General features: G+C 59.7%; 24 protein-coding genes, 2 tRNA genes and 1 pseudogene. 16 read left to right on the forward strand and 11 right to left on the reverse strand.

Translation table 11 applies throughout. The features are described 5' to 3' along the window. A pseudogene (locus QN219_RS00005) lies at window positions 1–593 on the reverse strand (polyketide synthase); the annotation flags it as partial. A gap of 413 nt (window positions 594–1,006) precedes the next feature. Between QN219_RS00005 and QN219_RS00010 the strand changes: the two are divergent. The 3 genes from QN219_RS00010 (at window position 1,007) to pncB (ending at window position 4,397) form a co-directional block, all read left to right on the forward strand. Then, window positions 1,007–2,194 carry a polysaccharide biosynthesis/export family protein gene (locus QN219_RS00010; protein WP_283997017.1) on the forward strand — a complete coding sequence of 396 codons (1,188 nt, stop codon included), beginning with the start codon at window positions 1,007–1,009 and terminating at the stop codon, window positions 2,192–2,194. Window positions 2,195–2,309: 115 nt separating this feature from the next. After that, a complete protein-coding gene (gene pncA, locus QN219_RS00015; RefSeq protein ID WP_283997018.1) occupies window positions 2,310–2,909 on the forward strand; it encodes a bifunctional nicotinamidase/pyrazinamidase in 600 nt (199 codons plus the stop codon). 183 nt (window positions 2,910–3,092) lie between these two features. Further along, window positions 3,093–4,397 (forward strand): nicotinate phosphoribosyltransferase, encoded by a 1,305-nt coding sequence (pncB, locus tag QN219_RS00020; RefSeq protein WP_173510948.1) that lies wholly within the window; start codon window positions 3,093–3,095, stop codon window positions 4,395–4,397. Window positions 4,398–4,528: 131 nt separating this feature from the next. Here the strand turns inward: pncB and QN219_RS00025 are convergent, their stop codons facing one another. Then, complete coding sequence (locus tag QN219_RS00025; RefSeq protein WP_283997020.1) at window positions 4,529–6,232, reverse strand: methyl-accepting chemotaxis protein; 1,704 nt, start codon at window positions 6,230–6,232, stop codon at window positions 4,529–4,531. Window positions 6,233–6,866: 634 nt separating this feature from the next. Between QN219_RS00025 and QN219_RS00030 the strand changes: the two genes are divergently transcribed. Continuing rightward, entirely contained in the window at window positions 6,867–7,079 is a 213-nt protein-coding gene (locus QN219_RS00030) for a hypothetical protein (protein WP_269278423.1), read from the forward strand. Here the strand turns inward: QN219_RS00030 and QN219_RS00035 are convergent. The 6 genes from QN219_RS00035 to QN219_RS00060 form a co-directional block, all read right to left on the reverse strand. Then, window positions 7,048–7,254: a hypothetical protein gene (locus QN219_RS00035; protein WP_283997021.1), complete on the reverse strand. Its 207-nt coding sequence runs from the start codon at window positions 7,252–7,254 to the stop codon at window positions 7,048–7,050. The two genes, QN219_RS00030 and QN219_RS00035, sit on opposite strands and share 32 nt — an antisense overlap. 97 nt (window positions 7,255–7,351) lie before the next feature. Further along, a complete protein-coding gene (locus QN219_RS00040; protein WP_283997023.1) occupies window positions 7,352–7,480 on the reverse strand; it encodes a hypothetical protein in 129 nt (42 codons plus the stop codon). A 466-nt stretch (window positions 7,481–7,946) separates the two neighbouring features. Beyond that, window positions 7,947–8,069, reverse strand: coding sequence for a hypothetical protein (locus QN219_RS00045; protein ID WP_283997025.1), 123 nt, complete (start codon window positions 8,067–8,069; stop codon window positions 7,947–7,949). A gap of 426 nt (window positions 8,070–8,495) precedes the next feature. Further along, a complete protein-coding gene (locus tag QN219_RS00050) occupies window positions 8,496–8,714 on the reverse strand; it encodes a hypothetical protein (RefSeq protein WP_283997027.1) in 219 nt (72 codons plus the stop codon). Between the two features lie 12 nt (window positions 8,715–8,726). Further along, window positions 8,727–9,014 carry a hypothetical protein gene (locus tag QN219_RS00055; RefSeq protein WP_283997029.1) on the reverse strand — a complete coding sequence of 96 codons (288 nt, stop codon included), beginning with the start codon at window positions 9,012–9,014 and terminating at the stop codon, window positions 8,727–8,729. 882 nt (window positions 9,015–9,896) lie between these two features. Next, window positions 9,897–9,971, reverse strand: a tRNA-Thr gene (locus QN219_RS00060). 149 nt (window positions 9,972–10,120) lie between these two features. Here QN219_RS00060 and QN219_RS00065 point away from each other — a divergent pair. The 12 genes from QN219_RS00065 to QN219_RS00120 all read left to right on the forward strand — a co-directional run bounded on the left by QN219_RS00065 (window position 10,121) and on the right by QN219_RS00120 (window position 17,357). Further along, a complete protein-coding gene (locus QN219_RS00065) occupies window positions 10,121–10,336 on the forward strand; it encodes a hypothetical protein (protein ID WP_283997031.1) in 216 nt (71 codons plus the stop codon). Between the two features lie 167 nt (window positions 10,337–10,503). Next, window positions 10,504–11,796 carry a UDP-N-acetylglucosamine 1-carboxyvinyltransferase gene (gene murA, locus QN219_RS00070; RefSeq protein ID WP_283997033.1) on the forward strand — a complete coding sequence of 431 codons (1,293 nt, stop codon included), beginning with the start codon at window positions 10,504–10,506 and terminating at the stop codon, window positions 11,794–11,796. 302 nt (window positions 11,797–12,098) lie between these two features. Then, entirely contained in the window at window positions 12,099–12,539 is a 441-nt protein-coding gene (locus QN219_RS00075) for a DUF2948 family protein (protein ID WP_283997035.1), read from the forward strand. A 36-nt stretch (window positions 12,540–12,575) separates the two neighbouring features. Beyond that, window positions 12,576–13,880 carry a histidinol dehydrogenase gene (gene hisD / locus QN219_RS00080; protein ID WP_283997036.1) on the forward strand — a complete coding sequence of 435 codons (1,305 nt, stop codon included), beginning with the start codon at window positions 12,576–12,578 and terminating at the stop codon, window positions 13,878–13,880. After that, a complete protein-coding gene (locus QN219_RS00085; RefSeq protein WP_283997037.1) occupies window positions 13,877–14,353 on the forward strand; it encodes a UPF0262 family protein in 477 nt (158 codons plus the stop codon). The genes hisD and QN219_RS00085 overlap by 4 nt, the downstream gene beginning before the upstream one ends. A gap of 10 nt (window positions 14,354–14,363) precedes the next feature. Next, window positions 14,364–14,834, forward strand: a complete 471-nt coding sequence (locus QN219_RS00090) for a low molecular weight phosphatase family protein (protein WP_283997038.1) — start codon at window positions 14,364–14,366, stop codon at window positions 14,832–14,834. 190 nt (window positions 14,835–15,024) lie between these two features. Further along, window positions 15,025–15,243 (forward strand): translation initiation factor IF-1, encoded by a 219-nt coding sequence (gene infA, locus QN219_RS00095; protein WP_004435948.1) that lies wholly within the window; start codon window positions 15,025–15,027, stop codon window positions 15,241–15,243. Between the two features lie 52 nt (window positions 15,244–15,295). Next, on the forward strand, window positions 15,296–15,916 hold the full coding sequence (locus tag QN219_RS00100) for a Maf-like protein (protein WP_173510938.1): 621 nt from the start codon (window positions 15,296–15,298) through the stop codon (window positions 15,914–15,916). A 6-nt stretch (window positions 15,917–15,922) separates the two neighbouring features. Then, window positions 15,923–16,132 (forward strand): DNA gyrase inhibitor YacG, encoded by a 210-nt coding sequence (gene yacG, locus QN219_RS00105; RefSeq protein ID WP_283975451.1) that lies wholly within the window; start codon window positions 15,923–15,925, stop codon window positions 16,130–16,132. Between the two features lie 385 nt (window positions 16,133–16,517). Then, window positions 16,518–16,593 (forward strand) — tRNA-Phe (locus QN219_RS00110). Window positions 16,594–16,786: 193 nt separating this feature from the next. After that, on the forward strand, window positions 16,787–16,975 hold the full coding sequence (locus QN219_RS00115; RefSeq protein ID WP_283997039.1) for a hypothetical protein: 189 nt from the start codon (window positions 16,787–16,789) through the stop codon (window positions 16,973–16,975). 154 nt (window positions 16,976–17,129) lie between these two features. Next, the gene (locus QN219_RS00120; protein WP_283997041.1) at window positions 17,130–17,357 is read left to right on the forward strand and encodes a hypothetical protein; all 228 of its coding nucleotides are present in this window, start codon (window positions 17,130–17,132) and stop codon (window positions 17,355–17,357) included. Window positions 17,358–17,424: 67 nt separating this feature from the next. Here the strand turns inward: QN219_RS00120 and QN219_RS00125 are convergent, their stop codons facing one another. From QN219_RS00125 to QN219_RS00135, 3 genes are all read right to left on the reverse strand, one after another. Further along, the gene (locus QN219_RS00125) at window positions 17,425–18,468 is read right to left on the reverse strand and encodes a GlxA family transcriptional regulator (protein WP_283997043.1); all 1,044 of its coding nucleotides are present in this window, start codon (window positions 18,466–18,468) and stop codon (window positions 17,425–17,427) included. Window positions 18,469–18,984: 516 nt separating this feature from the next. Beyond that, on the reverse strand, window positions 18,985–19,446 hold the full coding sequence (locus QN219_RS00130) for a YbaK/EbsC family protein (protein WP_173510934.1): 462 nt from the start codon (window positions 19,444–19,446) through the stop codon (window positions 18,985–18,987). Window positions 19,447–19,538: 92 nt separating this feature from the next. Beyond that, window positions 19,539–19,727 (reverse strand): hypothetical protein, encoded by a 189-nt coding sequence (locus QN219_RS00135; RefSeq protein WP_283997045.1) that lies wholly within the window; start codon window positions 19,725–19,727, stop codon window positions 19,539–19,541. Window positions 19,728–19,852: the final 125 nt, after the last annotated feature.

The following is a 19,852-nucleotide window of genomic DNA, read 5'->3' on the forward strand; positions in this document are numbered from 1 at the left end:
GATCTCGCCCGCATTGAGCGCCCGCATCGCCTGGTCGAGCGCAACGAGAGAACCTGGTCGAGCGCAACGAGAGAAGAGGAGCAGGCGGTGTCCACCGTCATGCTCGGGCCGCTCAACCCGAAAATGTGGGAAATGCGGTTGGAAACGATCGACAGCGTGTTGCCGGTCATGAAATAGGGACCGGCGGCGGCCGGATCTTCGACCGTCAGGTTGGCGTGGTCGAGGCTCGACGCGCCGATATAGACGCCGACATTCTCGCCATGCAGCGACGCGACGGAAATGTTGGCGTCTTCGAGGGCACGCCAGGCGAGCTGCAGCAGAACGCGCTGCTGCGGGTCCATGTACATTGCTTCCCGCTGCGACATGCCGAAGACAGCAGGATCGAAATCATAGATTTGATCGAGCACGCCGGCCGCAAAGGAATAGGTCTTGCCCTGCACGCCCATGACGGGATGCCAGAAGCGAGCCAGGTCCCAGCGGTCCGAGGGAACGCTGGACACGGTGCATTTGCCCTGACGAAGAATTTTGAACAGCGCCTCAGGCGATTTCGCTCCAGGGGCGAGGCATGCACGCCCTATGATTTCAACAGTCATGTATGATCGAACGCTCTAAACTGCCGTTAAAATTGCCTTAGCCATTGCGATACCAAATGTAAATTGCAATTGGCGAGACTACGGATTTGTTATTTTCCCCGAGTTTATTCGTCCAGCCGTCCCCGCTGTATTAGTGAGCTTTTAACTCAATGTACCTAGCTTTCAACCCCAAAGGCTCAGATACACATGTCGTGAGCCTCCATCCAGACAATTACGGCGACGGATCGTAACCAATGTCGAGGAGGTATGACCGGAAAGGCGCAGTGCCGAATATTTTGGTTGCCTGATGGTGAGGTGGCTTGTTGTGGAACGGCGATTGTGCTTTGCAGTGACCGGCGGATTCCCTGCCGGGAAAACATACGGCGCAGATCTGTGAGCAGGATTCATCGCTGCGCCGAATACGGAGTATAGTAGTGAGACGAGTGACTGCCCTTCTGCTTTGCACCGCGCTTGCGGGATGTCAGGCCGTGCCGGGAGAAGGCCCTCTGACAACCGACATCGTTGCGGATGCCGGGCAGTCCGGTGCGCAGATCGGCAGGAAGAATGCGACCGTTTTCGATATCGTCGACGTTGACGGCCAATCTGCACGGTTGGTTTCTGACTACGTCTCGACGACGCTCAGCCGTCGCTTCGGCATTGGCGGCGGCGTCGGCCAAGTCGTCATCGGTGTCGGCGACCAGCTGAAGGTGTCGATCTTCGAGGCGGGCAGCGACGGCCTGTTTTCCACCACGGAATCGAAGCAGACCAACATCGATCTGGTCGTCCAGCCTGACGGTAAGGCAGCCATTCCCTATGTCGGTCCGGTCCGTTTTGCCGGCTTGACGCTCGAGCAGGCACGCCAGGCGATTCTCGAAGCGCTGAAGCAGAAGGCCGTGGAGCCCGACGTCATCGTGACGAGCACGTCCACGGCATCGCGCATCGTCACGGTTTCCGGCGCCGTCGGTCGTCCGTCGGTCGTGCCCCTGAATCTCGTCAGCGAGTCGATAAACGAAGTCATTGCCAAGGCCGGCGGTCCGTCAGCACAGCCTTACGAGACCTACGTCACGCTCGTGCGCGGCAAGAAGACCGGTACGGTCCTCTTGAAATCGATCATTGAAAACCCGTCGGAGAACATTCACGTCAAGCCGGGCGACCAGGTGTTCGTCACCCGGGATCCGCGCACGTTCACGATCCTCGGCCAGGTCAGGGCCAACCAGCGCGTCGAGTTCGGCGCCAATGACCTGAACCTGCTCGAAGCCATGGCACTTGCGGGTGGCGGCGCCGACCGGACAGTCGATGCGAAGGGCTATTTCGTCTTCCGCTACGAAGAACCGGATATCGTCATGAGCCTGCTCGGAAGGGAGCGGTTCAACACGATGCTGAGCAAGGGCATGAAGCCCGACAGCGTCGGCCGCTATCCGATCGTCTATCGTTTCAACATGACCAATCCGGATAGCCTGATCGTCGGGCAGACCTTCCCGATCAAGAATCGGGACGTGATCTATGCATCGCGTCATCCCTCTGTCGATATTGCGAAATTCCTCGACTTCGTGGCCCGGCCGATCGGCATCGCGAATACCGGCGTCAACCTCGCGGACAACCTGGACGATCTGCAGAACTGACGAAGCTCGGCGGCAAGCGAAGCTGCTTGCTGTCGAGCAAATTCTGTGATTGATCTTCGGTTTAAATCGATTTTTCTGATGGTCGGCGCAGGCCGACCGGACGCGAGGAGAGCCAATGGCTGACGAAGCCCTGATCGTCATCGATGTGCAGAACGATTTCTGCCCCGGCGGCGCCCTTGCGGTTGGCGGCGGCGATGAGATCGTACCGGTCGTCAATCGCCTCATTCAGCAATCCGCCCATGTCATCCTCACTCAGGACTGGCACCCTGCCGGGCACTCCAGCTTCGCCTCCACCCATCCCGGCAAGGCGCCGTTCGCGACCGTGATGATGCCTTACGGCGAGCAGACGCTCTGGCCCGATCATTGCGTCCAGGGCAGCCCGGGCGCTGAATTCCATCCCGGTCTCGAATGGGCAACGGCGGAATTGGTGGTCCGCAAAGGGTTCCGTAGGGACATCGACAGCTACTCCGCCTTTTTCGAAAACGATCACCGCACGCCGACCGGCCTTGGCGGCTACTTGCGCGAGCGCGGCATCGACAAGGTCAGGCTCTGCGGCCTTGCGACCGATTTCTGCGTTGCCTTCTCGGCCCTCGATGCGGTGGCCCAGGGCTTTTCCACCTCCGTTGTGCTTGACGCCTGCCGCGGCATCGATCTGAGCGGATCACTCGCCGCGATGACCCAGCGCATGCGCGATGCGGGCGTTGCGCTGATCTAACCGCACCGGAGCCGACTTGCAAAATCGATCAGAAGGTTGCTCGGGCCGGGTCCACTACAGCTCCGTGCGTTTTCGAGAGGCACAGGTCGCTGTAGCACTTTGAATTGCCGCATGTTTTTACCCTTGAATCGGTTTCGATTTAAGGAAACATGCAGGAGTGATCCAGAAGGAGCGTAATCGCAGATGCCAAAGACCGATATCGCGCGGCGGGTCTATAACCATACCTGGAAGCTCGATCCGATCATCCGCAGTCTTTTGGATACGGATTTCTATAAGCTCCTGATGCTGCAGATGATCTGGCAGCTCTATCGGGATGTCGACGCCACGTTTTCGCTGATCAACCGCACCAAGACCGTGCGGCTCGCCGAGGAAATCGACGAACAGGAACTGCGCGACCAACTCGATCACGCGCGGACCCTGCGTTTCACCAAGAAGGAAATGATCTGGCTTGCCGGTAACACGTTCTACGGGCGCAAGCAGATCTTCTCGCCGGAATTCCTCGCCTGGCTCGCCAAGTTCCGTCTGCCCGAATACGAGCTGTCGCGCCGCGACGGTCAGTTCGAACTGATCTTTCGCGGACGCTGGGTCGAGACGACAATGTGGGAAATCCCGGCGCTGGCGATCATCAACGAGCTGCGCTCTCGCGCCGCGATGAAAGGTCTCGGTCCGTTCACGCTGGACGTGCTCTATGCGCGCGCCAAGGCGAAGATGTGGTCGAAGGTCGAACAGTTGCGGCAATATCCCGATCTGCGCATTTCCGATTTCGGCACGCGCCGGCGGCACAGTTTTCTCTGGCAGCGGTGGTGTGTCGAGGCGCTGAAGGAGGGGATCGGCGGCTCGTTCTCCGGCTCCAGTAACGTGCTGCTCGCCATGGATACGGATCTCGAGGCGCTCGGTACCAATGCGCACGAACTGCCGATGGTTGCGGCGGCTCTTGCCCGCAACGACAAGGAGCTTGCCGCCGCACCCTACAAGGTCCTGCAGGACTGGAATCAACTCTACGGCGGCAATTTGCTGATCGTGCTGCCGGATTCCTTCGGCACGGCGGCATTCCTGCGCAATGCGCCAAATTGGGTGGCGAACTGGACCGGCTTTCGGCCGGATAGCGCACCGCCGATCGAAGGCGGCGAGAAGATCATCGCCTGGTGGAAGAAGATGGGGCGCGACCCGCGGGAAAAACTGCTGATCTTCTCCGACGGCCTGGACGTCGACACGATCATCAAGACCTATCGCCACTTCGAGGGGCGGGTGCGCATGAGTTTCGGCTGGGGGACGAACCTGACCAACGATTTTGCCGGCTGCGCGCCCACGGAAATCAGCGGTCTCAACCCGATATCGATCGTGTGCAAGGTGAGCGAAGCCAATGGTCGGCCCGCGGTCAAACTTTCGGACAATCCGCGCAAGGCGACCGGAGACCCCGCCGAAGTGCAGCGCTATCTCAAATTCTTCGGAACCGAGGATTTCGTCGAGCAGACCGTCAAGGTTTGATCCTGCCCCAAAAAGAAACCGGCAAGCGCCGGTTTCAAAGAGGGGATTTAGGCATTGCGATTGTCCATCATCGCATTGTCAGATCTAGCAGTAGAATCTTAAGCTTGCGTTAAGGTCGCCGTGGCGAGCCATCAAGCGCGCCGGCGAACAAATTCGACATCGGTGTCGGCAGGGTCGACGATTTCGGTGGGCTGGTCGAAGGCCATGCGGAACTGCGAGACGAGGTCCGAGAGACCGGAGGCCTCGTTCGAAAGCCGATGCGTCATTGCGGTGCTTTCTTCGACCATCGCGTTGTTTTGTTGCGTCATGCGGTCGAGCTCGCGCACGGTTTCGTTAACGTCCTGAAGGCCGCTCACCTGGGCGCGCGCATCGGCGGCGATCTCCGATATCTGGTCGTTGATGGCGTGGATTTGTCCGGAGATCCGGCCGAGCGCGTCGCCTGCTGCCCTCACGAGCGACACGCCGTTCGCCACCTCGTCTGCGGAGGCGGTGACGATGGTTTTGATTTCACGCGCAGCGACCGCGGATTTCTGAGCAAGCTCCCGCACTTCGTGTGTGACAACCGCGAACCCCTTTCCTGCCTCTCCGGCGCGTGCGGCTTCGACGCCGGGATTCAGCGCCAAAAGATTGGTCTGGAAGGCTATGTCGTTGATCGTGCCGATGATCTGCGAAATCAAATGCGAGGCGGCTTCGATCCTGCCCATGGCGTCAACCGCATCGTTCACCACATCGCTGGACTTGTCGGAACTCTCTTTCGCGGCGGCCGCAATCTGGGTGGCGGAGGTGGCGTGTTCGGCGGTGCGCCGCACGGTAACCGTCATGGTGCCTAGCGCCGTCGCCGCTTGCTCCAGCGACAACGCCTGATGCTCCGTGCGCTTTGCAAGCTGGTCCACTGCGTCGCGCATTTCACCAGTGTCGCCGTGAATGTGGGCGATTCTTGTCTTTACATCGCGGAGCGTCAGCGCGAGGCGGTCGAGAGACATGTTGTAATCAAGCCGCAGACGATCGAGTCCTTCGACGAATGGCTGGTCGATGCAGGTGGTCAGGTCGCCGTGCGAAAGTCGTTCGAGCCCGGTCGCCAGTTCATCGACCGCTTCGCCGATGTGACGGGCCTCCTCCATCCGGGCGACATCGCGTGCCCGTCGCTCGTCCTCGAGCGATATCCGCGTGTCTTCCGCCTCCTTCTCGAGGCGTACCCGGTCAATCGCCGCATCGCGGAAGACGACGACGGAGCGAGCCATGTCGCCGATTTCGTCCTTGCGCGCCTTGCCGATGCACGCGTCGAGGGCCGTCGCCGCCATCCGCGCTTCTTCACCGCGGAAATCCGCCAGCGCGCTGCTGGCGATCTCGTCGTTTTCGGTGACTGCCGGTCGGTCCACCCGCGCTTGCAGCATGTCGTTTTCGCTCGTCCCGGCGCGGTCCGTCAGGAAGAAGCCGTTCTCGTCGAGCAGGATCGTCTCGCCCGTTTCGCCGAGGCCGGTCGTGTTGCCGACGATCTGGCCGATCATTGCGTCGGGCATTTCGAGCACGAGTGTACCGATCTTGCCGTCGAGGGACGCGATCGGAAGGGCAATGAAGGCCGACGGTCTCTCGCCGAGCGGACCGTAGGTCTCGTAGGAGGCAAAGGCAAGGTTGTTCTTGTCGGTGCCTTCGGCGGTCGCCCCGAAGATGCGCCCAAGGCCCGTGCCCTTCCACGGCGCCTGTAAGAGATTGACGGCGAAATTGCCCTTCTTGTTCAGCGTGTAGACAACGTCGCCGTTGAGATTGACGAGCAGAACCGTGTGCCTCGGCGAAACGCCGGAAAAAAGGATGGTAGCGGCCGTGTAGGTCGTCATATTTGTCCTTTTCGGCAGAGCTAAGCATTGCCCGCTTGTCCACGGCATTGGGGTCGACCGTCGCGTAGCGCCGCGTGAGTTCGGTTGCGGCATCCGCGCCGATCCCGGCCATCGCACTGCCGAGATCGCTCAACGCCTTCGCGACCGTCTTTTGCGCCTGCAGATTACGCAGGTCATTTTCGATCGTCGTCAGGTAATGGCGCAATTCGTTGCGCCGGGCGTCCGCCAGGGCTTCGAGTTTCTCGACTGCCGCTTGAGAGGATATGCTGCGGCTGACGGTGAGGCTGGCAAGGCTGGTAGCGGCGATGGAAAGGACGGCCAGACCCGCCGCTGCGAGCGGGAGCTTCACGGATAAACGCATAACAACACCGTCATGCATCCGGCGGGTTTGCCGCAGGGCGAGTTATACGGATTTGTTTTAAGGTTTGATGACGGTGGCATCCAGCAAACATCCGGACACCCCTTTAGGGCTTCGAAGCTGCGCTGCGTCACGTTCCGAGCGTGCGGCCCGAGCCGAAACGGCGTCGGAAGGCCCAGCAATGGTATGACTTATTGGGGTACCTCAGTATTTTCTTGAATTTACCCGGAAATGCCCCATGATGAGCGGATTGAGGTACCACCTTGGGAGGGGTTCGTGCGTCAAGCCTATTCACCGGATGATGTCGATGTCATGCGCGGGGCGCTGGATGTCTGGTGCGCTCTGCATAACGTCGGAAGGGACGGTGTGGAGGCCAACGAGGCCGCGCGTCGTATCCTGGACCTGATGGGCAGGAAAAAGTGCACCTGCGACCAGCTTCTGGCGCAGCTAGCCGATTTCAGGCCGGCCCCTCGTCACCGGGTTTCCTGATCAAGCCGGAAACAGTATCCCGCAGCTTCAAGAGCGGCAGGTACTCGTTCGCCAGGTGAAGGCTGAGGTGCGCAAGCCGTTCACCGTTCAGCTCCGCCGTCTGCCCGGTCTCCTTGTCGATCACCGTCCAGGAGCCGTCCGGTTCCTCTTTCAGGTCGTATCTCTGAGCGTCCATAAGAAAGAGCTTAAGCGACGGGCGGAGCGTTTGGTAGAGGATTCTCAAAGGGGAGCGCGTGAACGCAACCGGCGCTCGTGCGCCGCGGGAGCGATCGCTACATGGTGGATACCCATTCGGCGGCCGCAATCGCGGATCCGAGCAGGATCACTGGCACCAGCAGCGCCACGAAGAATTTTACGACATGGAAGCGCCGCGAGCGTCTGCCGACCCTACCGTAGACCATGTTCGTCCGCCTATTGTTGCATTAGAAAAACAGCCCCGCCGACATAGAAGCATCATCGCTTTCTCGGGAGGCATGAAGCGGCGGCGCTTGCAATTCACGGCTCGTTTTCCCTAAGCCTCTCATGAAGCGCGTGTGTCGAACGAACCCCTGATTGGTAAAGGTGAAAGATCCGGCTTGCGAGGTTCTCCGCGCGGTCGCCACGGCGCGGCCATCCACGGCGCATAAGTTCGTCGTCAAAGACCCTCCGCAGTTGCACCAGCTGAGCCGGGTAAATGGGGGATCGTGTGATTGGGATGTCAAGAGCAAGCATGGCGCCCTTCCTTATCAGGGCGAAAGCGCTACGATCTTCCGGCCATCGGTGCCCGTATCACTAAGCCGATGGTGGGAATAGTCTACGCTTATCTGACAGGAGCGCGAGTCATTAGGCGAGACCATCCGAATTCAATCGGTGATCGGCGACGGCCTGTTACCAGAAAACGCCAATGAACGTGACATAGGCGATGATCCCCAGCGAAACTGCAAGCGATGACCGGATCATGAATTCAACAAGTCTGAATTGATATCCGAAACTTCCGATATACGATTTCATGGTTTTCTCCCTTTTGTTTTCATTTTTCTGGCGGCGATAGCGGGCCCCTCTCCTTCATATGCTGAACATCTGCGGGCAACTATTTTAGTGTCTATTAAGTGTATGCAGAGCCCGCGCCGCATTCTTCTTGTTGAGACCTGTCATGGTCCATGAACCGACCTTCGCCGGTTCGCCCGTGAACACGTGATAGATCGTGTACGATCTGTCGTTTTCTACACGGCGGCCGTATTGATAGAGCCTTCCGGATCTGTTCGGCGCCCCACCTTCCGATTCCCATACGCTGATGGCGAGCGCGTGCTCTGCGTGGTTGTTTTTCATAATCGTGTCTCCGATCCGTTTCTGTGGAGAGTTGTGCTCCAATGTTTCAGAGCCGTCTGCCTCGCGGCAACGCTTCCGCAAGAGCGAAGCACGCATTGCATCCTTGCTTCACGGACGAGGCGTCATGCCCCATTCTATTGGCTCCAGATTGTCCTCTGTGCTCACTCTCTCCTGCCCGAGTTCATCATTTCGGATGCGATATTGAGGCCAGTTGTCCCTCAGTGGGAGCTTGGCGGTGATGCGATAGGTCTCAGCTGCAAGAGGTGAGAGATTCCGTCGATCTCTGAGGCGAACGGACAAGCCAATTGGGAAGCGGTGGTTGCGCATCGACTGTTGTCCTCAAGGTCTGGGTGGTGAGGCGATCGCCTGTTTGCGGCGGTCCGCTATGATGAGGCGTTCAAGTTCCTCAGGATCAATCGCTATCAGGCGCATCTGGAGTTTGTTCTCAATTGTCGCCGGCAACTTGATGAAGGTTGCCACGCGGCGGTAGGCGAGCCAGGAAATACCCTCGATCAACTCCTCGTCGTCGTCGACTTCGTAGTCGCCGGGGGGCACCATCTCGTCGAGATCGGAAATCCGAAATGGTTCATCGAAATGGACCGTTCGAGTTTTCGTTCGAGCAAACATGTTGCCTCCTTTGGCGAACGCGGTTCGCAGGGTTAACCAAACCGGGCCGGTTGGCGCTGTTGGAGCGCGAACGGCTGCCGTGATGGCCCTGGCATCCTCAAGCGGGACGGAAGCCACTACGGCTTGCTGGCCTTTGAAGAATTTTGAAGGATCGATGATCGGTGAGTTTGACGAGTGTGAAGCCTCTGCCGAAGCGACAAGCCAAGCTGGCCAAGGACGATGTTGAACCTATGTATCCAAAGATTGAGGCTTTACTGAGATGATCAAGCAAGAAACTCGAATGGCGGAAAAATATATACGAGAGGAAGTGGTGGCGAGAACCCCTGGAAATAATAATGCACCCGCTGACGTCAGATTTGTAACAAATACAAGGTGCGCCAATTAAATGAAATGTACTTTTGGTTTGGCGTTGCGAATTGTTTATTTACAATAATTATTTTAGAGCGCAGGATGAAAAATCTGGATTGTCACTGGCTCATCGTCCGAGGGGCGGGCCTGCAGCGATCCCGACAGTCAACCCAGGTTGGCGGGAATGAAATCATAATTCTTGAATGGGCAAGAGCCCTGTGCGATCGGTTTTGTCGTGGGGATCTTTGCCGCGTCAAACCAGATGGAAATCAGAGGTCGCTATGAAAAACCTTATCCCCGCTCGATTCTATACATACGATTTCACGCGCCTGTATGTCTCGCTTGCGTTTACGCTTGCGATAGCTGTGATTGTCTATTCCGCTCTGTTCGGAAGGATTTTCTAGGCGTGTGACGCGCGGGCTTGACGCTGCCCGCATGAGAACCTGCACAACAGGCTAGGGCGGATCTGTGCCGCCTGCTGTTGAAAGCAGTGCAGACTGCGATCGCAGTTATTAATTGAGAGCCTTGAAAAACTGGTGCTGCTAGAGAGATTTGAACTCTCGGCCTCTCCCTTACCAAGGGAGTGCTCTACCCCTGAGCTATAGCAGCATCCGACGGCCGGTTCGTGACAAGCCGCATCAAGCGAGGCGCCTATTGCCATAGCTTTGGGGCGAGCGCAAGCCGCATTGCGAAGTTTTTGGCCCGATCCCTCGGAAATCGCCCTGCTGCTTTCGGAGCGCCCGATTTTGCGCTAATGCATGGCCATGCAGAACGATGACGACAGGCAGCACGGGCCGAAGCCGGGAAAGGGCGCCGGACGCACCGCCGAGGCAGATGCCAAGCGGTCGCGGCTGGCAAAGAACTTGCGTGACAACCTCCAGCGCCGCAAGCAGCAGATGCGAGCGCGCCGCGCGGGCGCGGCCGACGAGACGTCGGGATTGCCTGCCGCAAAAACGGACGAATCGGACGATTAGAGAGGGACGGGGACGATCGTCGCGGTTCTTCCGGGATCCTTGGGTTGTCTCCCGTGGACCCGCAATTTCAAGGCACTTCTAATTTCATGGCATCTCCAATAAAGAGACGCCTTCAAACAACACTGAATTTTTTGGAAAGGCGGGCTTGAGCCCGTTCAAGAGGCCTCATGGATCGCATCAGGATTGTAGGCGGTAACGAACTTCGTGGGGTCATCCCCATTTCCGGCGCCAAGAATGCGGCCCTGCCGCTGATGATCGCATCGCTGCTCACCGATGATACGCTGACGCTGGAAAACGTGCCGCACCTGGCCGATGTCGAGCAGCTGATCCGCATCCTCGGCAATCATGGCGCCGATATTTCCGTCAATGGCCGGCGCGAGCGCCAGGGCGAAAGCTATGCGCGCACGATCCATTTCACGAGCCGCAACATCGTCGACACGACCGCGCCCTACGAGCTCGTGTCGAAGATGCGTGCGAGCTTCTGGGTCATCGGGCCGCTGCTTGCCCGCGAAGGCAAGGCGCGCGTGTCGCTGCCGGGCGGCTGCGCCATTGGCACCAGACCCGTCGATCTCTTCATCGAGGGGCTGACCGCGCTCGGCGCCAATATCGAGATCGACGGCGGCTACGTCAACGCGATGGCGCCAGCTGGCGGGCTCATAGGCGGGCGCTACGTGTTCCCGAAGGTTTCGGTCGGCGCAACGCATGTGTTGATGATGGCCGCGACGCTTGCCAATGGCACGACCGTGCTCGGCAACGCCGCGCGCGAGCCGGAGGTCGTCGATCTCGCCAAGTGCCTCAACGCCATGGGCGCGAAGATCAGCGGGCAGGGCACGAGCACGATCACCATCGAGGGTGTGCGCTCGCTTTCCGGCGCCCGGCATCGCGTGCTGCCTGACCGCATCGAGACCGGCACTTACGCCATGGCTGTCGCGATGACCGGCGGCGACGTCATTCTCGAGGATACCGACGCCTCGCTTCTCGAAACGGCGCTCGAGGCGATCCGCCGGGCGGGTGCGGAGATCAGCCAGACGAACAGTGGCATTCGCGTCGTTCGAAACGGTGCTGGCATCAAGCCGGTGGACATCGTGACCGACCCTTTCCCGGGCTTCCCGACCGACCTGCAGGCACAGTTCATGGGGCTGATGACCAAGTCGAGCGGTGTTTCCCACATCACCGAAACGATCTTCGAAAACCGCTTCATGCACGTGCAGGAACTGGCGCGCCTCGGCGCGAAGATCTCGCTCTCAGGGCAGACGGCGAAGATCGAAGGGGTTGGCCGGTTGAAGGGTGCGCCCGTGATGGCGACGGATCTGCGTGCCTCCGTCTCGCTGGTCATCGCCGGGCTCGCGGCCGAGGGCGAAACGATGGTTTCGCGCGTCTATCATCTTGATCGCGGCTTCGAGCGGCTGGAAGCAAAACTCACCCGTTGCGGTGCGCATGTCGAGCGCGTCAGCGACTGACCTTCGACGGGCGGTCTTATTCAGGATCGTAAGACGGGATCGATTTCAGGCAATTGGCGCGGGGCGCGGATGGAAGACCGCTTCCCGCGCTTCTTCGTCTCTACTGCACGTTTCCTCAATCGGAGCCGATTTCAGGATAAAAACGTGCAGTAATTCAAAGTACTGCAGACATCTTTGTGCGTATGAAAAGACGCACAAAGGTCTCTGTAGCACGCCTGAAACCGTTGCGGTTTCGGGCGCAACGTCTTATGTCCATTGCGATTGCAGCGCAAAATATGACGCGAAATTACAGGATGGCTCGCATGGACGCTCTGAAGCTGCTGGCACTCGACGAGGAAGACCTTGGCGTCGTTTCCGCGCATGTGCAGGACGCAGTCTTCAAGGTGGCGGGCATTTCCTATGACGCCCGCCGCGGGCAGCTCTTCCTGGTTATTAACCGGTTCGTCTGGGAGAATGCGGAAGGCAAGCGCCGCAATTTCGAGCGGCGCCGGGCCGTGCTTTCGTTCAAGCGCGTGATCGCCGTGCGTTCCATTGGTTTCGACCGAGCGGATGCGGAAGCGGTTCTCGACCTCCTGGCTCTGCGTTTCTCGGTCAAGGGCGAAGGGCCGGAAGGCACGATTGAGCTGGTGCTGGCTGGCGAGGCATCGATCATGGTCGACGTGGAATGCATCGAGGCGCAACTTGCCGACACGGGCGGGGCTTGGGAAACCGCATTCAAGCCCCGGCATCCCGAAGGCGCTTGAGCATCTTACCGGTCATCACCAAAAGGATATCTCGCATTGGCAATCAGGCTGAACTATCTCGACAGCGGCTTCGAACAGGCATTTGCCGCGTTTTTGACAACCAAGCGGGAAGTTTCGGAAGACGTCAATGCTGCCGTGCGCGCCATCATCGATGATGTTCGCGCGCGGGGCGATGCGGCGCTGGCCGAATACTCGGCTCGTTTCGATGGCGTCGATTTCGGCACGACGGCCATGGCCGTCAACGCGGCCGAGATCGATGGGGCGATCGACACGGTCGCGCCGGAGGTTCTCGGCGCCCTCAAGATTGCCGCGACTCGGATCGAGGCGCATCACCGCCGGCAATTGCCGAAGGACGATATCTACGAGGATGGGATGGGCGTCGGGCTCGGCTCGCGCTGGACGGCGATTGACGCGGTTGGGCTCTACGTACCGGGCGGCACGGCAAGCTATCCGAGTTCGGTTCTCATGAATGCGCTGCCTGCCAAGGTTGCCGGCGTGCCACGCATCGTCATGGTCGTGCCCGCAAGCGGCGGCGCGATCAACCCGGCGGTGCTTGCGGCCGCACGGCTCGCCGGCGTCGAGGAAATCTATCGCGTCGGCGGCGCCCAGGCTATCGCAGCCCTTGCCTACGGGACCGAGACGATCGCGCCGGTCGCGAAGATCGTCGGTCCGGGCAACGCCTATGTCGCGGCTGCCAAGCGGCAGGTCTTCGGCACGGTCGGCATCGACATGATCGCCGGCCCCTCGGAAGTGCTGGTGATCGCCGACGGCGGCAATGATCCCGACTGGATCGCGGCCGACCTCCTGGCGCAGGCAGAGCACGATGCCGGGGCGCAGGCAATCCTGATTACCGATGACGCGGCCTTCGGGGTTGCGGTGGAAGCCGCGGTCGAACGGCAGTTGAAGACATTGCCGCGCGCCGAAACCGCGGCCGCAAGCTGGCGTGATTTCGGCGCCATCATAGAGGTTCCGGATCTTGATAAGGCGGTGCCGCTTGCCAACCGTATCGCCGCCGAGCACCTGGAGTTGGCGATAGTGGACGCGGACGCGATGGTTCCGAAGATCCGCAACGCCGGTGCCATCTTCATCGGCCGCCACACGCCGGAGGTCATCGGCGACTATGTCGGCGGCTCCAACCATGTGCTGCCGACGGCGCGCTCGGCGCGCTTTTCTTCCGGTCTGGGCGTGCTCGACTACATGAAGCGCACCTCGATCCTGCGGCTTGGTGCGGACCAGTTGCGCGCCCTCGGCCCCGCAGCCATTGCCCTCGCGCGTTCGGAAGGGCTTGAGGCCCATGCCCGCTCCGTCGCCATCCGCCTCAATCTCGGGGGTGAGGGATGAAAGCAGATCGCAACCTGCGTCTCTGCGATGTCGTGCTGGACGAGACGATCGGCCGCTCGACGCCGGACGTGGAGCACGAGCGTGCGGTTGCGATCTTCGACCTGCTCGAGGAAAATCTCTTCGAGCCCGTCGGTCATCCTGGTGGTCCCTATCGGCTGAACCTGTCGCTGATGGATTCGAAGCTCGTCTTTGCGATTTCGACGGATGGCGGGGAGGACGTCGCCACGCATATCCTGTCGCTGACGCCGTTTCGGCGGATCGTGAAGGACTATTTCATGATTTGCGAAAGCTATTACGCAGCGATCCGCTCGGCGACGCCGAGCCAGATCGAAGCGATCGACATGGGCCGCCGCGGCATCCACAACGAAGGCTCGCAGGCGCTGATGGATCGCCTGTCCGGCAAGATCAGGCTGGATTTCGACACGGCGCGGCGACTCTTCACGTTGGTCTGTGTGCTCTATTGGCGTGGTTGACGGGGGCGATATGACCGGTACCGCCTTGCCGCAATCGAAGACGCCCCGCTCGATACTCTTCATGTGCGGCATGAATGCCATCCGCTCGCCAATGGCGGAAGCGCTCGCCAAGGCAGCGCTGCCGAAAGGGACTTATGTTGCATCCGCCGGCGTGCGGCAAGGCGAGCGGGATCCCTTCGTCGATGTGGTTCTCGCTGAAGTCGGGCTGACGATCGGTCGCCATCAGCCGCGCACACTCGATGAACTCGAGGACGATTACTTCGACATCATCGTGACGCTTGCACCGGAAGCCCATCACGTGGCGCTTGAATTGACCCGGTCCATGGCGGTCGATGTCGTTTACTGGCCGACACCGGATCCGACGGTTGCGACAGGAACGCGGGAGCAGATCGTTGCGGCATATCGTGCTGTTCGCGATCACCTGGCGATGCTGATCACCAGTCGCTTGGCTGCCGAGCAGGCGCGCCGCAAGGAAGCCTGATCCGTCCAAGGCACTGCCCGTTCGTTCCAAGCGGCGAACGCAATGATGCCGATTAGAGATGCATGGCGCACAATTGCAGAAAAAGCCGGATCTAAGCGGTTCACAAACCCTCGCCGATTGTGTAGTTTCCGGCAAATTTTCGAAGATGCGTGGCGCATCCGCGAATGAACACGAGAAAGAATAATCCTGCATGGCGAAAGAAGAAGTCCTCGAATTTCCGGGCGTGGTCACCGAATTGCTTCCTAACGCGACCTTTCGTGTGAAGCTCGAAAACGAGCACGAGATTATCGCTCATACGGCGGGCCGCATGCGCAAGAACCGCATCCGCGTTCTCGCCGGCGACAAGGTGCTCGTCGAAATGACCCCCTACGATCTGACGAAGGGCCGCATCACCTACCGCTTCAAGTAGGTCCCCGGCGACGGCAGCGCTTACAACCCCCGGGAAATAACGGCTCGCTTCGATGGCAGTGACCCAAAAACTGATTCTGGCATCCGGATCGCCGCGTCGCGTGGAGCTTCTGGCGCAGGCAGGCATCGAACCTGCGCGGCTGTTGCCGATGGACCTCGATGAGACGCCGAAGCGCGCGGAACATCCCCGCTCATTGGCGCGGCGCCTGTCAGCCGAGAAGGCGAAAGCAGCGCTGGCGGCGATCAAGGGCGAACCCGGCTGGGACGGCAGCTATATTCTCGCCGCCGACACCGTCGTCTGCGTCGGTCGACGCATTGTGCCGAAGCCGGAGCTGGTCAGCGAGGCTTCGAGCGCGCTGCATCTCCTGTCCGGGCGCAGCCATCGCGTCTATACCGGCATCTGTCTCGTCACCCCCGACCGCACCTTCCGCCAGAAGGTCATCGACACGAAGGTGCGCTTCAAGCGTCTTTCCGGCCAGGATATCGAAAGCTATCTCGCTTCCGGTCAGTGGCGCGGCAAGGCTGGCGGCTATGGTATCCAAGGTATTGCCGGCAGCTTCGTCGTCAAGCTCGTCGGTTCCTACACCAATGTGGTAGGCTTGCCGCTCTACGAAACCGTCAATCTTCTCATCGGTGAAGGATATGACGTCCACAATCGTTGGCTGGAAGGCTGAAGAGAATTGAGCGGTGAAGGCAAAAAGAGCGGTTCGAATGTCGAACCCCTGCGCGCGACGCGACCTTGCCCGGAATGCGGCCGCCCGTCCGTGCGCGAGCATTATCCGTTCTGTTCCGAGCGCTGCCGCAACGTAGACCTCAATCGTTGGCTTTCCGGTTCCTATGCGATCCCTGTCGCCGATGACGAGTCGAAGGCCGACGACGAAGATCAGTGACGCCTCCTGGCGCATCCGCACACTGGCTCGCTTTCCGCTGCATCGCGCATGTCCACACTCCAGCACCGCGCGTCTAATCAGGCGCTGTAGCACTTTGAATTGCTGCATGTTTTTTCCTTGAATCGGCTACGATTGAAGGAAACATGCAGTAGAAGCCGGACCTGCAGATTCCTGCCTGGAACGCGCCGAAATCGTTGTTGTCGCGGCGCGATCCTGCTGAATAGCCTCAACTTTTCGGCCTTTTCCACTGCGCGCTAAATTCCTTTCAAAAAAGAGTCATTTGGCGCTGGACACGGCCGAACAAGATGTTATAACCCCGCTCGCTTCCGGGGCGAACACACCGCCCCGATGGCTCCGAGAGGAGCCGCTGTCGTCACGGCAGGATGCCCGGATAGCTCAGTTGGTAGAGCAGCGGATTGAAAATCCGCGTGTCGGTGGTTCAAATCCGCCTCCGGGCACCATTCTCTAATAACAATTTCCCGTTTTGAATTTTCAGCGCGTAAGCTGTGGTGTTCCGGTGCCCTTCGCTTCCGCGCAACGGCCGTTCAGTTTTCCGATGTCCGGTCTCCTGCTGCATCGACACAAGTTTCCCCGCAAAGTGGAACCAAACCTCGTCGCCGGCGTTCTTTTCAGGGAAATCCGGGAGGGCGCAGGATGACACATGCCGATGTGAGAACGCTCGATAAGTTTCGTGCCAAGCATGTTTGGGACGTGGCGGAATATTGCAGGCGTACCGGCATACAAAAAGCCGAGGAAAAGCGCTTGATCAAAGTGCTCGGCAAGTATGCATCAAGCCACGAACTGCAGATGAACATCATCCGGCATCACAGCCGCATCCGCTGACCGGTAAATCTGGAACGCAAATAATAGCATGATTGCTTAAATCGGAACCGGTTCAAGGATTCATGCTGAAATTTCCAAATGCTACAGCGGCCCTTCGCGTCTGATCGCGATGCGCGGCGCTGTAGCGTGACGAGCAACGCCGGAGGAGACCCACGTGTGGACAGTTCTGGTCGGCGTGTTTCTGATTGTCTGCGGCTTGCTTCTCATGGTGCGTGAGGCACTCGGCCGCCGGCGCTTGAGCGGTCCGTCGCGCGCTACAGAGAGCGGAACCGGACCGACACTGGAGCCCGCGCGGCAGGGCCTAGGCTTTCTCGGCTTGGTGCGGAACTGGCCCGGTATGGCTCTGATGGCAATTGGTGCCGTCCTCTTGCTTTTCGGCTGATACAATTCCAGGAAACGCGTGTGTAACGGCGGTCCCCGCGGAGCGCAGTTTCAGAGATCAGAAGCACTCAGCGGTCAGTGGCTGGGCGCCTCGCCGATGCAAGCTGCTTGCGCGCCGCGCCAGGGGTGAGGGAAAACGCCTCCCTGAATTTCCGGATGAAGTGAGACACGTTTTCAAAGCCCGTTTCCAAGGCAATGTCGATCAAGGGCTTTTCGGTGGATGCGACCAGACGCATCGCTGCATCGAGGCGAAGCTTGAGATAGACCGAAACCGGGGTGGCCCCCAACTCGTTCTGAAACAGGCGTTCGAGTTGCCTGCGCGATATGCCGAGGGCGTTCGCCACGTCGTCTATGCCGATGATGTCCTCAAGATGCTGTTCCATCACCATCAGCGCGAGACTGATCCGTTTGTCCTGCACGGTGACCGCACCGAGCGGATTGCGCGTCTGCATTTCGGTGGCGTCTCTGCGGCGCGTGATCTGCATGATTTCGAGCGCATTGCGCTCGGCCTCCTCGCCGACATGCCTGCGGATCAGGTAGGTGGCGAGGTCGGCCACGCTGCTGCCGCCGGCGCAGGTGATCACATTGCCGTCCTCGACGAAAATGCGCTTGGACGTGACGTTGATTTCGGGGAAGCGTGATCGGAATTCATTGTGATGCAGCCAGCTGACGCAGGCGGCATGTCCATCCAGCACACCCGCCTCGGCCAGGATGAAGCTTCCCGTGCACACGCCGATGATCGGTACGCCCGCCCGTACCGCGCGGTGAAGGTAGTTGACCGTTTCGCGATCGATCGGTTCCTCCACATTGAGCCGACCGCCGACGACGGCGATATAGCTGAATTCCGTCGGCGGGCGAAGCGACGCCGTGGGCGCCACCTGTATGCCGCAACTGGACATGACGAAGTTTCTCGTGCTGCCGAGCACCTCCCAGTCGCAGTTCACGCGCCCCGACTTGTCCTCGACATCGCTTCCCAGTCTCAAGGCGTCGGCGAACAGGGAAAAGGCGCTGAGCGTAAAGCTCCGTGCAAGAATGAACCCGACGCGAAGCACCCCTTGACCGACGGCATGTCTCCTTGGGGCGGTCTTTGTTTCTGTAAGTGTCGTTTCCAATGCGATGCGATCCATTCCTGTTGGCGGCGAGGGGGCGTACGCGACCCCGCGGCGAGGTATGATACCAAGTGCCACGAGTTATAGGTAGATCACCCGCGTCCCCGAGTTGGCCGACAGCGATGTTCTCGTCAGTGCCGTCTTCACCGGAAGCGGGCTAATCCCCATTGATATGATGATTTATTAACCGTTTTGTCAGAAAATTGTCGATGTCCGATAAGCACGCCGGCTCGGCGTATCGGACTGGTCGAAAGTGTCGATCGAGTCGGGGCTGGCGCCGGACGCTTTCGTTTCGCCGGTCTACCCGGCATCACGTTCGTTCATCTGGGGGACAAGGCTGGGATGTACGAAATGACCGAACACATGATGAAAGTGTTGATGAGCATCATCGCCGCGCTTTCGCTCGGCTCGCTGATGTTCCTCATTGCCGCTCTTTAAGCTTTCGGCCCCGGGTGGACGCTCGAGCCGACCGGCGGGTGTATTTTGCGTGCCTCGTCAGGGATATTCCAAGCAGAATGGTCAGGTTGCCGAAACATCGACCCATTCCGCTCCGGTCAACTTCGCGATGCGTTCAGGGCTGATATGGACGGCGGCGTTGGTCGCGCCGGCGGCGGGAACGACGACGTCGTAGGCCTTCAGCGACTCGTCGCAATAGATATTGTGCGGCTTGGCAAGGCCGAACGGGCAGACGCCGCCAACCGGGTGGCCCGTCTCGGCTTCTACCTCGTCGAAGCCGAGCATGCGTGCCTTCGTTCCGAAGCGTGCCTTGTACTTCTTGTTGTCGAGCCGGGCGTCACCGCGAGTGACGATCAGGATCACGTCGTCCCCGACCTTGAGTGCCAATGTCTTGGCAATCTGCGCCGGTTCGACGCCGTGGCCCTTGGCGGCGAGCTCCACGGTGGCGGTGCTCTGCGCAAGTTCGATGACATCGATGTCGGGAGCGTGTTCGGAAAAGAACTGTTTGACGGAAGCAAGACTCATCGGTGCGATCTATACCGAGAAAAGGTTGTCGAGAACAAAGCTGCGCCGGCAAGGCCGGGACTGCAGCGTGGCGCCTGCAGTAGAGCAATGTTTCAATCGTCGTTCGAAGCGTCAAGGTCTTCGGGGCGGCGACCCTCCTGCTGCGGCGGCAGATAGCCGTGGCTCGCGAACCAGTTCTCGAGAATTGTCGAGATCGCCTGTTCTCGCGTCAGCGTGCCTCGATGGTCGGTGATGAAGGATTTGAGCGCCGTCTCGATCTTTGCGGCGTAGAGTTCAGTCATGGTTGCCTCCGCTTACAGCCCCGCGCGTCTTTTCAGACGCGCAAAGGTCGCTGTAGCACTTTGAATTGCTGCATGTTTTTATCCTTAAATCGGCTCCGATTTAAGGAAACATGCAGTAGTTCTTG

Origin of the sequence: Sinorhizobium sp. 8-89 (assembly GCF_030124325.1) — a bacterium.
Classification (GTDB): Bacteria; Pseudomonadota; Alphaproteobacteria; order Rhizobiales; family Rhizobiaceae; genus Sinorhizobium.

Coding starts and splice junctions, on each gene's coding strand:
- pncA (WP_283997018.1), top strand. CDS start 2,310: ATGGCTGACGAAGCCCTGATCGTCATCGATGTGCAGAACGATTTCTGC.
- pncB (WP_173510948.1), top strand. CDS start 3,093: ATGCCAAAGACCGATATCGCGCGGCGGGTCTATAACCATACCTGGAAG.
- QN219_RS00025 (WP_283997020.1), bottom strand. CDS start 6,232: ATGACGACCTACACGGCCGCTACCATCCTTTTTTCCGGCGTTTCGCCG.
- QN219_RS00035 (WP_283997021.1), bottom strand. CDS start 7,254: ATGGACGCTCAGAGATACGACCTGAAAGAGGAACCGGACGGCTCCTGG.
- QN219_RS00040 (WP_283997023.1), bottom strand. CDS start 7,480: ATGGTCTACGGTAGGGTCGGCAGACGCTCGCGGCGCTTCCATGTCGTA.
- QN219_RS00045 (WP_283997025.1), bottom strand. CDS start 8,069: ATGAAATCGTATATCGGAAGTTTCGGATATCAATTCAGACTTGTTGAA.
- QN219_RS00050 (WP_283997027.1), bottom strand. CDS start 8,714: ATGCGCAACCACCGCTTCCCAATTGGCTTGTCCGTTCGCCTCAGAGAT.
- QN219_RS00055 (WP_283997029.1), bottom strand. CDS start 9,014: ATGTTTGCTCGAACGAAAACTCGAACGGTCCATTTCGATGAACCATTT.
- QN219_RS00065 (WP_283997031.1), top strand. CDS start 10,121: ATGGCCATGCAGAACGATGACGACAGGCAGCACGGGCCGAAGCCGGGA.
- murA (WP_283997033.1), top strand. CDS start 10,504: ATGGATCGCATCAGGATTGTAGGCGGTAACGAACTTCGTGGGGTCATC.
- QN219_RS00075 (WP_283997035.1), top strand. CDS start 12,099: ATGGACGCTCTGAAGCTGCTGGCACTCGACGAGGAAGACCTTGGCGTC.
- QN219_RS00085 (WP_283997037.1), top strand. CDS start 13,877: ATGAAAGCAGATCGCAACCTGCGTCTCTGCGATGTCGTGCTGGACGAG.
- QN219_RS00090 (WP_283997038.1), top strand. CDS start 14,364: ATGACCGGTACCGCCTTGCCGCAATCGAAGACGCCCCGCTCGATACTC.
- infA (WP_004435948.1), top strand. CDS start 15,025: ATGGCGAAAGAAGAAGTCCTCGAATTTCCGGGCGTGGTCACCGAATTG.
- QN219_RS00100 (WP_173510938.1), top strand. CDS start 15,296: ATGGCAGTGACCCAAAAACTGATTCTGGCATCCGGATCGCCGCGTCGC.
- QN219_RS00115 (WP_283997039.1), top strand. CDS start 16,787: ATGACACATGCCGATGTGAGAACGCTCGATAAGTTTCGTGCCAAGCAT.
- QN219_RS00130 (WP_173510934.1), bottom strand. CDS start 19,446: ATGAGTCTTGCTTCCGTCAAACAGTTCTTTTCCGAACACGCTCCCGAC.
- QN219_RS00135 (WP_283997045.1), bottom strand. CDS start 19,727: ATGACTGAACTCTACGCCGCAAAGATCGAGACGGCGCTCAAATCCTTC.